The organism is Parabacteroides sp. AF18-52 (assembly GCF_003479145.1).
Taxonomy (GTDB): domain Bacteria; phylum Bacteroidota; class Bacteroidia; order Bacteroidales; family Tannerellaceae; genus Parabacteroides; species Parabacteroides faecis.
In genome coordinates, this window is record NZ_QUGR01000001.1 from 613099 (window position 1) to 627508 (window position 14410).

12 protein-coding genes are annotated in these 14410 nt (G+C 42.4%); 2 read left to right on the plus strand and 10 right to left on the minus strand.

What is annotated here, in order from left to right; translation table 11 throughout:
- Positions 1 to 110 precede the first annotated feature (110 nt).
- From DWX23_RS02570 to rfbA, 10 genes are all read right to left on the minus strand, one after another.
- Positions 111 to 2237: a tetratricopeptide repeat protein gene (locus tag DWX23_RS02570; protein ID WP_199673199.1), complete on the minus strand. Its 2127-nt coding sequence runs from the start codon at positions 2235 to 2237 to the stop codon at positions 111 to 113.
- Positions 2238 to 2479: 242 nt separating this feature from the next.
- Positions 2480 to 2806 carry an acetyl-CoA carboxylase biotin carboxyl carrier protein subunit gene (locus DWX23_RS02575; protein ID WP_122351343.1) on the minus strand — a complete coding sequence of 109 codons (327 nt, stop codon included), beginning with the start codon at positions 2804 to 2806 and terminating at the stop codon, positions 2480 to 2482.
- Positions 2807 to 2834: 28 nt separating this feature from the next.
- Positions 2835 to 4382, minus strand: coding sequence for an acyl-CoA carboxylase subunit beta (locus DWX23_RS02580; protein WP_122351344.1), 1548 nt, complete (start codon positions 4380 to 4382; stop codon positions 2835 to 2837).
- Between the two features lie 19 nt (positions 4383 to 4401).
- Positions 4402 to 4959, minus strand: coding sequence for a peptide deformylase (gene def / locus DWX23_RS02585; protein ID WP_122373286.1), 558 nt, complete (start codon positions 4957 to 4959; stop codon positions 4402 to 4404).
- A gap of 3 nt (positions 4960 to 4962) precedes the next feature.
- The gene (ruvX, locus tag DWX23_RS02590; protein WP_122351346.1) at positions 4963 to 5385 is read right to left on the minus strand and encodes a Holliday junction resolvase RuvX; all 423 of its coding nucleotides are present in this window, start codon (positions 5383 to 5385) and stop codon (positions 4963 to 4965) included.
- 69 nt (positions 5386 to 5454) lie between these two features.
- The gene (locus DWX23_RS02595; RefSeq protein WP_122373287.1) at positions 5455 to 6852 is read right to left on the minus strand and encodes an undecaprenyl-phosphate glucose phosphotransferase; all 1398 of its coding nucleotides are present in this window, start codon (positions 6850 to 6852) and stop codon (positions 5455 to 5457) included.
- Between the two features lie 100 nt (positions 6853 to 6952).
- Positions 6953 to 8089 (minus strand): OmpA family protein, encoded by a 1137-nt coding sequence (locus DWX23_RS02600; RefSeq protein WP_122351655.1) that lies wholly within the window; start codon positions 8087 to 8089, stop codon positions 6953 to 6955.
- A gap of 112 nt (positions 8090 to 8201) precedes the next feature.
- On the minus strand, positions 8202 to 9353 hold the full coding sequence (gene gmd, locus DWX23_RS02605) for a GDP-mannose 4,6-dehydratase (RefSeq protein ID WP_122373288.1): 1152 nt from the start codon (positions 9351 to 9353) through the stop codon (positions 8202 to 8204).
- 13 nt (positions 9354 to 9366) lie between these two features.
- A complete protein-coding gene (locus tag DWX23_RS02610) occupies positions 9367 to 10440 on the minus strand; it encodes a GDP-L-fucose synthase (RefSeq protein ID WP_122373289.1) in 1074 nt (357 codons plus the stop codon).
- Entirely contained in the window at positions 10437 to 11312 is an 876-nt protein-coding gene (rfbA, locus tag DWX23_RS02615; protein WP_122351350.1) for a glucose-1-phosphate thymidylyltransferase RfbA, read from the minus strand. The genes DWX23_RS02610 and rfbA overlap by 4 nt, the downstream gene beginning before the upstream one ends.
- A gap of 211 nt (positions 11313 to 11523) precedes the next feature.
- Here rfbA and DWX23_RS02620 point away from each other — a divergent pair, with 211 nt between their 5' ends.
- Both DWX23_RS02620 and DWX23_RS02625 read left to right on the plus strand, forming a co-directional pair.
- The gene (locus DWX23_RS02620) at positions 11524 to 12096 is read left to right on the plus strand and encodes an HdeD family acid-resistance protein (protein ID WP_122351351.1); all 573 of its coding nucleotides are present in this window, start codon (positions 11524 to 11526) and stop codon (positions 12094 to 12096) included.
- A 308-nt stretch (positions 12097 to 12404) separates the two neighbouring features.
- Complete coding sequence (locus tag DWX23_RS02625; protein ID WP_122373290.1) at positions 12405 to 14402, plus strand: OPT family oligopeptide transporter; 1998 nt, start codon at positions 12405 to 12407, stop codon at positions 14400 to 14402.
- The last annotated feature ends 8 nt before the right edge of the window (positions 14403 to 14410 follow it).

Here is a 14410-nt window from a genome sequence, read left to right on the forward strand (position 1 = left end):
TCTTTTTCGTAAAATGATATTTTTAGTCTAAAAGATATATGCTTTAAACCCAAAACAGACATGTTTTGTTGGAAAACATGTCTGTTTTGATTCAAAAAAACTGATTCATATCAATTGCTTGTCATACGTTTGATGATACTGTAAGCATTAATAATACCCAGCTCACCGGCTTTACTTAGGTCGGCAATTCCCTGATTGGCATCCCCCAAAGACAAGCGTGCCAGCCCACGATTAAAATAGGCTTCTGCAAAATCGGGATCGCGCTTGACTGCTTCGTCATAATCCTGTATGGCAGCCCGGAAATCACGCTGTACGCAACGCAGGTTTCCACGGTTGAAGTAAGCATATACGAAACCGGGATTCAGACGGATTACCATGTCGTAATCGCGTGTGATCATTTCGTGTTCGTAAGCTCTCTTCTTATCCTTTACCTCTGCCGATGCAACATCGGATTGAGTTTTAGGTGCCGGGGCCTGTCCCATCTTGAAGTTCATACTATTCATAGACATAGATAAATCATCGGTACTGGATACCTGTGACAGATTATAAACCAATTGTTTGTAACGCACCACCGCACGATTGAAATAAGCCATGGTATAGGTTGGATCGAGTTCCACGACTTTATTGAAGTCTTTAATCGCTTCGGTAAAATCCTGTACCAACATATAGTCGACAGCACGTCCAAACCATGCATCAGCGTTATTCGGCTGAGTTTCTATTTTAGCTGAATAGTCATTTATGGATGCAAAGTGCACCGCAATCTGATCTTCCGTAAGAGCTGCTTCTTCGTTAGTGATACGCAACTTACGGGACAAAACCATGCGGGCATTATATTCCTCGATCATCTTATCATAATAGACGATCTTCTTGACCGGATCGATCTTTTCATAATAAGTCAGGACGAACTGAGGTTCCAGGTCTACACGCACATTACGATCCTGCACACGTCCACGCACATCGCTTTGATATTTATTTCTGCGCTCTTCATCCTTATCATATACCACCAAACGGTTAAATTTGCTGATGTTTTTATCTGACTTTTCACGCGTATTCTCCTCTTTACTGTCCGGAGAGGTGGCATCATTCCCCTGCCCCGTCGTATTATTGGAAGCCATAGCGTTGCCGGTCTGACCGGAAGCATTCCCTTTCTTACTATTATTTTCCATTTCGATAGCGGTCCAGTAATCGCGGTCGGCACCGACCTGATCATTCATCTTACGCTTCGCTTCCGAACGGCTGTAATAGCCCGGGGTAAAGTTCGGATATTGTCCCAGGACAACATCGAAGTCGCGGACAGCACCCCGATAATCACCGGTTTCAAAACGTAAAAGAGCACGGTTATAGTAAGCCATATAGTTATCCGGTTCTTGTTGGATAACCACATCGAAATCTTCGATAGCACGGTTGTTGTCACCAACCTGGTAACGAAGCAATCCACGGTTAAAACGGGCGATGAGATTATTTTTATCCATGCTGATTACCTGGTCGTAATCGTCCATTGCACCGCGAAGGTCGTTCTTCTGATAACGAACCAAACCACGATTTATATAATAACCGCTTTCACGCGTATTCAAACGGATGGCTTCATTCAGGTCTGCCAGAGCTCCGTCGAGGTCGTTGGTCTGGTAGAGCAATATAGCACGGTTACCATAAGAAGGTGCATAATATGGATCCATTTCAATCGCCTTATTATAATCGGCAAGCGCTTTCACCGTATCTCCCTTTTCACTGTACATCGCACCACGGGTCAGATAATTCATAGAATATTTAGGATGCGCTCTCATCAGCACATCGAATGTCTTCTCCGCATCATTATAGTCTTTTCGCTGAATATTGGCAACAGCCTTATTGACAAGCATCTGACGATCGTCAGGCTTGAATTCAAGTCCTTTATCATAATCGGCAATCGCTTCCACATATTTTTCCTGGCTCTGGCGGGCAATACCGCGGGCATAATAAGCTTGCACCAAAAAGGGATTCCGCTCAAGACATAACGTACAATCTTCTTCGGCTCCTTTGTAATCATCCAGATTGATTTTCGCGACAGCACGATAAAAATAGGGTTCCGCAATCCAGGGCTTCGCTTTAATTACCTGGTTAAAATACTGTATGGACAGCACGTAATCTTCAAAATATAAAGCATTACGCCCAATTGCCAGCACACGATCCGTATTGATCTGGGCCGACATCGCCAACGAAAATGCGATAAACATCAGAAAAAGGAATATTTTTTTCATCAGATTGCCTTAAGTGTTAAAAAGAGGTGTGTCGAAAGGTTTCAACGGACTTTTCGACACCCCTCCTTGTTCAGCGAACAAAAATAAGCAATTCGGATGAATGTTAAAACGGTTCTTGGTAAAATTATCCTCAACAAATCGTAATCTAGTCAAAAAACATAAACCGGACATAAAAAAGGTTGCGTTACAAAGTGCAGAACACCTCTAACGCAACCTTTCTCTACATTTATATATAGCCGGTTTTACTTCGGCTGTATTTTTGCCATCAAATGATCTTTTGTGATCTTGTCACCTTCCTTTACGCCCAACTCGGTAATCACCCCGGATACCGGAGCAACGATCCGGTTGTACATCTTCATCGCCTGATGGATGAGAAGCAACTGGCCGGCTTCAACTTCCTGGCCCTGCTCCACATAAATCTTCACGATGGTTCCCGGGAGGTTGGAAATCACATCACCGACGAAGGGCTTATGCCACATCTTACGGTTCTTATATTTCTCTGTCAGCAGCGTTTTGTACTTACGGGCGGTAACTACAAAATCTACATATTCATTTTCTTTATTTTCCATATTTCAAAAAGTATATGTACGGATTTAATTAGAACGGAGGGATTCCGTGCTTTTTGGCCGGTCTGCATTCCTCTTTCAAAACAGAAAGTTTCAGAGCGTGAAGCAACAGCGCACGTGTTTCTTTCGGCTCGATAACAGAATCAATAAATCCTTTTGAAGCTGCCACATAAGGATTAGCGAACTTCTCGATATACTCTTTTACTTTTTCCTGGCGCATTGCATTCTGGTCTTCAGCTTCCATAATTTCCTTACGGAAAATAATGTTTGCTGCACCTTCCGGTCCCATCACGGCAATCTCCGCACTCGGCCATGCAAACATAAAGTCAGCACCCAGGTGACGTGAGTTCATCGCGATATAACCACCACCGTAAGCCTTACGCAGGATCACAGTAATCTTAGGTACAGTTGCTTCAGAATAAGCATACAGAACTTTTGCTCCGTGACGGATCACACCGGCATGTTCCTGGTCTACGCCCGGCAGATAACCCGGCATATCTTCCAATGTAATGATAGGAATATTGAATGAATCGCAGAAACGGATGAAACGTGCGGCTTTATCGGCACTATCGCAATCCAGTACGCCTGCCAGTACCATCGGCTGGTTAGCTACGAAACCTACTGTTTCACCAGCCATACGACCGAAACCGACCACGATATTGGCTGCCCACAGTTCCTGGACTTCCAGGAAGTCGGAGTCGTCGACGATGCATTTAATAACATCACGTACATCATACGGCTGTTTAGGGTCAGCTGGAACAACTTCTTCGATATTCAACATAGCTGTCGGCTCTTTCGGTTCAGTAGTCTTGGCACGCTGCTGATTGTTCCAGGGGATAAAGCTTACCAGACGTTTAACCTGTTCGAAACATTCCTGTTCGCTCAATGCATAAAAGTGAGCGTTACCTGTTGTTTCTGCATGAACACGGGCACCACCCAGATCCTCCATAGAGATATCTTCACCCAAAACAGTTTTGATCACATTCGGACCGGTGATAAACATCTTGGAGATGTTTTCTACCACGAATACGAAGTCGGTCAAAGCCGGAGAATAAACTGCACCACCGGCACACGGTCCCAGGATCAATGAGATCTGAGGGATAACACCTGATGCAATCGTATTTCTATAAAATATTTCTCCATATCCGGCCAAAGCGCCAACACCTTCCTGAATACGTGCACCACCAGAGTCATTGATACCGATAATCGGGCATTTCATCTTCAGTGCATGATCCATGATCTTTGTGATCTTACGGGCATGTTGCAAACCTAATGAACCACCGGCAACAGTAAAGTCCTGTGCATAGATACATACCGGAGCACCGAAAATAGTACCCGTACCTGTAACCACACCATCACCCGGAAAGTCTTTCTTATCCATTCCGAAATCACGACCATCATGCTTTACAAACAAATCGTACTCATGAAAAGAGTTTTTGTCCAGCAAGGAAAGAATACGATCACGGGCAGTCAGTTTACCCATTGCGATCTGCTTTTCGATAGCAGCTTCGCCTCCCCCCATCTCTACGACGGCTTTCTTCTCCCTGAGGGCCTGAATGTTTTTACTTAAATCTGTCATATTATTTAATAGATTTTTATTATTTACCGACAGCTTTTGCTCTGTATGAACAACGAGCGGTCCCTTTAATAATACTATTTAGTTTTCCTTTATTCAATTGACGACGGATAGCCGACACATTATCAATGAACACATGACCTTCCAGATGCTCACATTCATGCTGTACAACACGTGCAGCAAAACCATCCACGACTTCATCATGTTCCACCCAATTTTCATCCATATATTTCACACGGATCTTACTGGCACGGGATACCTTTTCATGTACGCCCGGAAGGCTCAGACAGCCTTCTTCCATAGCTATTTCTTCTTCACTGCGTTCAACAATGTCCGGATTAATCATTGCACGCTTGAAACCTTTACATTCAGGAAAATCATCTCCCATCACATCTGCATCGATTACGAGCAAACGGATCGACAAACCAACCTGGGGAGCGGCCAAGCCTACTCCATCGGCATTGTACATCGTGTCGAACATATTTGCTACTAACTGCTTTAATTCCGGATAATCTTTTGGTACTTCTTCAGCCTCTTTTCTTAATACGGGCTGTCCATATAAATATACTGGTAAAATCATAAACTATAACTGATATTTTTTATTTTCCAAATATGATTGTAGGATAATAACTGCACTGATTTCATCAACAAGACCTTTATCCTGTCTTTTTTTCTTCTTCAGACCTCCATCCAGCATTGCCTTATGTGCCAGGACGGATGTAAAACGTTCGTCGTAATACTCAACCGGAACGCCCGGTATTGTCCGTTTCAGATGCGTAACGAAAGCTTCTACATACTTCATATTCTCCGAAGGTTCATTATTCATCTGTTTCGGCAAGCCAACCACAAACAAATCAACCGGTTCTTTTGAAACATAAACAGACAACCAGGGGACAAGCTCACCGCTCGGCACTGTCGTCAACCCATTTGCAATCATTTGCAAGGTGTCTGTAACCGCTAATCCGGTCCGTTTCCGACCATAATCAATTGCTAGTATCCTTCCCATCGGCTGCAAAGATAACACAAATATGCATTTATATTACACAAATACGCAAAAAGTGTGCAGCTTATAAGTTTAATAGGCATTCTTTTCACCTTTCGACATATTCAAAACCGTCACCACAATGATCTTCAGATCCAGGAAAAAGGACCAATTCTCAATGTACCACACATCTCTTTTCACACGACCTTCCATTTGCTCCAGAGTCTTTGTTTCTCCCCGGTAACCGGTTACTTGCGCCCACCCAGTAACACCAGGCTTCACCAAATGACGCACCATATATTTATCGATAAGCGCCGAATATTGCTCGGTATGCTTCAGCATATGAGGACGGGGACCGACTACTGACATGTCTCCTTTCAACACATTGATAAATTGAGGAAATTCATCCAGATTCGTGCGGCGCAGAAAATCTCCGATCCTCGTTTTACGGGGATCGTCTTTTACCGCCTGCAATTTATCCGCATCCGAATTGACCCTCATAGTACGGAATTTATAACATTCAAATTCTTGTCCATACAAACCGGTTCGCTTTTGTTTAAAAAGGACGGGGCCCGGAGACGTTATTTTTATCAATGTCCCGACAATTACATAAAGTATCGGGTAAATTGTCAAGAGAATTCCCAAGGAGAAGACAATATCAAAAGACCTCTTCAACGCCCGATTATAGGCTGCTTGCAACGGTTCACGACGTACGGCTAATAATGGTATTGACTCCATTATTTCCATAACGAGACTCTTCTTGATATTTCGATAGAATTCGGGCACAATATAGAAACGGATCATATGCTTTTCAGCAAAATTCATTATCCGCAATATCTTCTCATCCTGTGTTCCTGGTAATGTACAATATATTTCATCGATATCGTTAGCTTCCACATACTCCTCCACTTCATGCGTCATACCCAAATAATTCGGCAGCACACTCTGCAAAGACAAATTATCATCAAAAAATCCCATGATACTGAAACCATAGGAAAGATCATTTTTCATGACCCGATATAACTCCATTCCATTTTTACCGGCTCCTACAATAATAATTCTTTTGAAATTATGGCCTTTTCTACGATACATCTTCAACGTGACACGAACAAAAACACGCCAAAGAGCAAAAATGACTACCGTTATTATATAATAGATCAACAGAAATGTAGCCAAAGCGTCACCTATATTCAGAAATATGAGGCAGGTTGCAAACAGAAACACCAATATAGAAACTAAAGCAAAAGCACGCTGAACAATTTTATCAATAAAGACTACAGCCACATGCAATTGCATGGGGACAAAATATAAAGCAAAGAAGTAACAAAAATTCAATAAGAGAACAACCTCTCTTAAGCTATTAGATAGTGCCTTTGTATAAAAATCCCCTAATCCATAAAAAACAGCAAAGAACAACAGATTTAATACTAACAAATCTCCTATTCCTATCAGCCACTGGATAAGGTAACCATGTTTCTTGTCGAATTCCATAACTGTGTTCTAAAATTCTACAAAAGTAATCAATATTCTGTGCAAAAAAAAGGCTGCACAACATAATGTGCAGCCTTTTTCAGGATATAATCGAAATAAATTATTCGTTAGCAGACATAATAACAACACGGTTCCAGTTGTTTTCGCTATACGGTTGTTCATCAGAACCTCTCCATTCGATAGAAATCTGGTTAGAGTTAACACCATATTTTTCGATCAATTCTTTAGCAACGGCTTTAGCACGTTTTTCAGAAAGACCCATGTTATATTTAGATGTACCTGTGTTCTTATCAGCAAAACCAATAACCTTGATAGGTGCATTGTTAGATTTCATGAATTCAGCAGTATTGTAAATATTGATCTGCTGGTTCTTGTCAATCTTAGAACTGTTCAAACGGAAGTAAACTACATTGTCTACATAGTTATTTACAACATTAGTTACAACTTCTTCGCATTCAGGACAAGATTCCGGACGTTTGCTCAATTCATCGTTAGCAGCACGCAGAGAGTTGATCTGATTGTTCAGGTCATTCAACAAAGCGTAATCCATCGGTTCCAAAACTTCGAAATCAGTTTTACCCAGTTTGAAAGTCAAACCTGCACTCAACTGTGCGATACCGTCTGTCAGGTGGAACATATTAACACGGTTAAACTGTTCATTCAACAAAGAACCCTGAACTTCCACGTTCAAATCAACACGTTTGCTTAAACGGAAAGCAGTAAGAATACCGGCATTCAACGTCGGAGATTCTGTTCTTGCATATCCCTGATTTTCGAAACGCTGTGCGTAACCGAAACCTACCCAAGGAATCAAACGGAATACTCTTTTTTCATTATAAACTCCCCAGAAATTGGTAACATCCCATAACAAGTCTACATGAGCAGCTGCATATTTGTTGTGCTGCATGATTTCTGCGTTGTCACCTACAAATCCGTGTAAAATACCACCGTTCAACTGAGCACGGAAAGCCAGATACGGATTGAACCACTTACCAAATGAGAACTGCGGAGCAAAATTCAGACGGTTTCCAAAATCTGCTTTATTATTTTGGTCACCCAACAACATACTTGCACCACCGGCAACAGAAATAAACCAATTGTCGCCAGCTTTGTTTTTCTTGAAATTTGTCTTATAACCTTTTTCAGTACTAAAACCAACTTGTGGTTTAAATTCCTGTGCTGACACAGAGAAAACAAAACCTGACAACAAAGCTAAAAGTAATACTTTAGTCTTCATATTCATCAACTTTTTAATTAAACAATCAATTACCTTAAATAACGCTCAAATTTAGAGCAAAATTAACTCTTTTTTTAACTAAAACAAATTAAATCTATGTTTTGTTCTTAATTTATTCAAAATAATTCAGAATTTTATATCCTCCTTCTCGCAGGTAGGACTCTTTTTTCATCAGTTTGATATCATTCTGCATCATATCCTGAATAAGAGCATCAAGGGTGTATTTGGGTTCCCATCCCAAACGGGTACGGGCCTTCGTAGCATCCCCAATAAGCAAATCCACCTCGGTCGGACGGAAGTATTGAGGATCGATTCCCACAACTTCCTCACCTATCCGTTCTTTAAAACGTTCGAGATAAGCCTCACCTACTTTCTCTATAAACATTTTTTCGTCAATATAGTTTAATACTGCGACCTCATTAACATTTTCTCCTTTGAAAATAATTTCTACACCTATTTCATTAAAGGCTTTACGGATAAAATCACGAATAGTCGTCGTTATTCCGGTAGCTATTACATAATCAGACGGTTCATCCTGCTGAAGAATGGCATACATCGCACGAACATAATCCTTAGCATGCCCCCAGTCTCGTTTGGAAGATAAATTTCCCATATAAACTTTTTCCTGCATACCCAAAGCGATACGCGAAACAGCACGGGTCACTTTACGGGTAACAAAAGTTTCCCCGCGAAGCGGAGATTCATGGTTAAACAAAATTCCGTTGGACGCATGCATCTTATAGGCTTCCCGGTAATTGACCGTAATCCAGTAACCATACAACTTAGCTACTGCATAAGGACTTCTGGGATAAAAAGGAGTTGTTTCTTTCTGAGGCACTTCCTGAACCAATCCGTACAATTCGGATGTTGAAGCCTGATAAATACGCGTTTTAGGGATCAGGTTCAAGAGCCGTACGGCTTCCAGGATACGCAAAACCCCGAGCCCATCGGCATTAGCAGTATATTCCGGTGTATCAAAACTAACTTTCACATGGCTCATAGCCGCCAGATTATATATTTCATCAGGTTGTACCTCACCTATTATACGAGTCAGATTCAGGCTATCGGTCAGATCGCCATAATGGAGAATCAGATTCCGGTTCTCTACATGAGGATCCTGATACAGATGGTCGATACGATCCGTATTAAACATAGAGGAACGACGTTTGATGCCATGTACTGTATATCCTTTTTTGACAAGATATTCCGCCAAATAAGCTCCATCCTGCCCCGTTATGCCTGTTATTAAAGCAACTTTACTCATTATACTAAGTTTATTATTGTTTGTTTAAATACCAATTATATAAAATTTCCACACCATCGGCTATCTCTATTTGATGATGCCATCCCAAAGCATGCAGTTTACTTACATCTGTCAATTTTCGCAATGTTCCGTCGGGTTTGGATGCGTCAAAAGCGAGTTCACCCTGAAAACCGATCTTATCCTGAATAAGTTTTGCAACTTCCCTGATGGATAATTCTTTACCCGTACCTATATTTATATGGGTATTGCGCACTTCATTGCCTTCCGGACGCACATCAGAAAAATTAATATGTTCCATAATGTATACTGAAGCATCGGCCATTTCTTCGCTCCACAAGAATTCACGAAGCGGCTTTCCTGTTCCCCAAAGTTGTACTTTTCCTTGAGAAATACCATATTTTCCAAGAACAGCCAGAATATCCTTCTCCGGAGCATCACCAGAGATTCCTTCTACCGGACGCGCATTCAAATCCTTTCGCAAAGCATCCCAATCATTTGAATGAAGACATTTGGCTAGATGAATTTTGCGAATCATAGCCGGAAGTACATGAGAAGTTTCCAGATTGAAATTATCATTCGGACCATACAGGTTGGTTGGCATCACGGCAATATAATTCGTGCCATATTGCAGATTATAACTTTCGCACATCTTTATACCTGCAATCTTTGCTATGGCGTAAGGTTCGTTGGTATATTCCAGCGGAGAGGTCAGCAAACAATCCTCAGGCATCGGCTGCGGAGCTTCGCGAGGATAGATACAAGTACTTCCCAGAAACAGCAATTTCTTTACATTATTAATATAAGAAGCATGGATCACATTATTCTGTATCATCAGATTGATATAAATAAAATCTGCACGATACAAGCTATTTGCCATAATTCCTCCCACATGGGCAGCCGACAAGAATACATATTCCGGTTTCTCGGTTGCAAAGAACTCATTCACCGCACACTGGTCTGTCAAATCCAGTTCGGCATGGGTACGCAAAATAAAGTTTGTATATCCTTTCTGCTTCAGGTTTTTCAGGATAGCCGATCCAACCAGCCCCCGATGTCCTGCTACAAATATTTTGCTGTCCTTATTCATTCCTTTACTAATTTCAATAAATACTGACCATATTGATTTTTAATCATTGGAGTGGCCACTTCTTTTAGTTTTCCGTCATCTATCCAACCTTTCCGGTAAGCAATTTCTTCCAGGCAGGCCACTTTCAAACCCTGACGCTTCTCTATCACTTCCACAAAGGTCGAAGCTTCCGACAAAGAATCGTGTGTACCGGTGTCGAGCCAGGCAAAACCACGTCCTAACAACTGGACTTTCAGTTCCCCGTCTTTAAGGAACTCCTGATTCACAGTCGTGATCTCCAATTCTCCACGTGCCGAGGGCTTAATCTGCGTTGCCACCTCAACCACTTTATTCGGATAAAAATAGAGTCCGACAACAGCATAATTCGACTTAGGAGACTGAGGCTTTTCTTCAATACTCAGCACATTCCCTTCTTTATCGAATTCGGCTACACCATAGCGTTCCGGATCGTTGACGTAGTAACCGAACACAGTTGCTTTTTGTTCGTTCTCCACATTGTTAACGGCCTCTTTTAACATAGCCGTAAAACTTTGTCCATAAAAGATATTGTCGCCCAACACCAGGCAAACCGAATCATTTCCAATAAATTTATTCCCTATAATAAAAGCTTGTGCCAGCCCGTCGGGTGAAGGTTGTTCGGCATACTCGAAATGCACACCATAATCCGAACCGTCCCCCAACAGTCGACGGAATCCCGGCAGATCCTGCGGGGTCGAAATAATCAATATCTCCCGTATCCCGGCCAACATCAGGACAGAGATAGGGTAATAGATCATCGGTTTATCATAAATCGGCAATAATTGCTTAGATACACCTTTTGTAATCGGATACAAACGGGTTCCGGAACCTCCGGCCAATACAATTCCTTTCATTAGGTTCAGACTTTTTAATTATTAAAATAGAGTACAAATGTATACAAAATATTCGATTTGTCCTTATTCGACAAAGACCTCTTTCCGATGTGTTTAAAGGGAAGAAGACAATTTAAGAGAGAACTGACCATAATGTATATAAAAGAAGATTTTTACAACCTTTCATTCCTGCCTTTTGTTACAGTAGAAATAATTTTAATAACAAATTGATATGAACACATTTGACGAAAGAATTAGTTCCGCCGTAAAAAACTGGTGGGTTTCACTTCTACTGGGATTATTATATATCCTGATTGCAATATGCCTGATGTTCACGCCGATGGCTAGTTATGTTGCATTAAGTATTTTATTCAGCGTTGCCATGTTTGTGAGCGGAACACTTGAAATCCTTTTTGCCGTATCCAACCGGAAACATATTTCCAGCTGGGGCTGGTATCTGGCCGGTGGTATCATCGACCTCATACTGGGTATTTACCTGATGGCAAGCCCTGGGCTGAGCATGACCGTCCTTCCGTTTATCCTCGCATTCTGGTTAATGTTCAGAGGTTTCTCTTCTACTGGTTATGCGATGGACCTGAAACGGTTCGGAACCGGAAACTGGGGTTGGTATATGGCTTTCGGAATTCTGGCTATTATCTGTAGCATCGCCATTATCTGGCAGCCGGGATTAGGAGTCTTTACACTCGTTTATATGATCGCTTACGCGCTGCTTATCATCGGTATCTTCCGCGTAATGCTTTCTTTTGAACTGAGAAGCCTGCATAAGAAAAACGAAAAAGAATAATTTCATCATTTCCCCAGGAGGACACTGTAGTTTCCTCCGGAAGAAATTCTGGTTCCCTGCGGAGGAAATTGCAGTTCCCTCCGCAGGGAATTACAGTTTCCTTACCCGGGAATTACGAGGAAACTGTAATAAATTCATAATCAACCGATAAAAGAAATACGCCACACACACTGCTTTCATATAAACCTCGAGCCCTCCATTCTTACCACCCTAATCATTGTTCTATAAAAAAAATAACGTAGTTTTGTAACGCTATAGATACAGAAAAACACATTTGAGATTAAATCTAACTAAAAATAATAGTCACCGTGAAGAAGGAAGATGAAGAAAAGGTAAGCGGGCTACCGGAAAATGCCTACAGAGAACTCAAAGAAGGAGAAGTATATAACCCTATCATGTCACCCAATAAACAGTACAAAGAAGTGACACCCTGGTCTGTGTTTTGGGGACTTGTGATGGCCGTGATATTCAGTGCGGCTGCAGCTTATCTGGGACTGAAAGTCGGACAGGTCTTTGAAGCAGCCATCCCGATCGCTATCATTGCCGTCGGACTGTCGAGCGGCTTTAAACGAAAAAATGCATTAGGGGAAAATGTTATTATCCAGTCTATCGGAGCTTGTAGCGGCGTGATCGTAGCCGGGGCGATCTTTACCCTTCCTGCTTTATATATCCTGCAGGATAAATATCCGGAAATCACCATCAACTTTTTTGAAGTATTTATGAGCTCGCTGTTGGGTGGTATCCTCGGCATTCTGTTGTTGATTCCTTTCCGGAAATATTTTGTTTCAGACATGCACGGTAAATACCCGTTCCCGGAAGCTACAGCAACGACACAAGTGCTCGTTTCAGGTGAAAAAGGCGGAAGCCAGGCCAAGCCGCTTATCCTGGCCGGACTGATCGGAGGTTTATATGATTTTATCATCGCCACATTCGGATGGTGGAGCGAAACGATAAGTACACGGATCGTCAGTGCCGGTGAAATGCTGGCGGACAAGGCTAAAGTCGTTCTGAAAGTAAATACAGGTGCAGCCGTACTGGGGTTAGGTTATATTATCGGTTTAAAATATTCAATGATTATCTGTGCCGGTTCATTCCTGGTTTGGTTGGTGATCATTCCGTTGATGTCCGCCTTTTTCGGTGCAGATGTACTGACACTAGGCAACGACGCGATCACTGCAACAGTCGGAAGTATGAGTGCAGAACAGATATTTACCACTTATGCCCGCCATATCGGTATCGGGGGTATTGCTACAGCCGGAGTAATCGGTATTATCAATTCCTGGGGAATTATCCGCGGAGCCGTGGGATTGGCAGCCAAAGAACTGAAAGGGAAAAATACGGAAACCGACACAGAAACGGTACGCACACAAAAAGATTTATCCATGAAGATCATCTCGATCGGTATCTTTGCGACACTGATCGTTACCTATTTGTTCTTCCATTTCGGTGTGCTGGATAACTGGTATTATGCCCTGATCGGTCTGCTGATCGTCGGGATCATCGCTTTTCTGTTCACAACCGTTGCCGCCAATGCGATTGCGATTGTCGGAACCAATCCGGTATCTGGTATGACATTGATGACACTGATCTTATCGTCGATCATTCTGGTTGCTGCCGGACTGAAAGGAACAGCCGGTATGGTCTCGGCTCTGATCATCGGAGGTGTTGTATGTACGGCACTTTCTATGGCGGGAGGCTTCATTACCGACCTGAAAATAGGTTACTGGCTCGGAAGTACACCGGCAAAACAACAAACCTGGAAATTCCTCGGTACACTGGTTTCTGCTGCAACCGTTGGCGGTGTTATCCTTATCCTGAACCAGACATACGGGTTTACCACCGGGCAACTGGCAGCTCCGCAGGCAAATGCAATGGCAGCTGTTATCGAACCTCTGATGAGTGGTTCGGGAGCCCCCTGGATACTGTACGGAATCGGAGCCGTATTGGCTATCATCCTGAATTTCTGCAAAATCCCGGCATTGGCTTTCGCATTAGGTATGTTCATTCCGATGGAATTGAATACCCCCTTGTTGATCGGTGGTGCTATCAGCTGGTATGTTGGAAGCCGCAGCAAAGACAAGGCATTGAATACTGCCCGTCTTGAAAAGGGTACATTGCTTGCTTCCGGATTCATTGCCGGTGGAGCTTTAATGGGTGTTGTCAGCGCAGCATTGCGTTTCGGTGGCATTAACCTGGTAAATGAAAAATGGCTGGAAGGAAACTTTGCCGAGCCTTTAGCTGTTCTTATGTATATTGCATTAATGGCTTATCTGGCGATAAGCTCGATGAAAGCGAAAAAAGAATAATATAAACA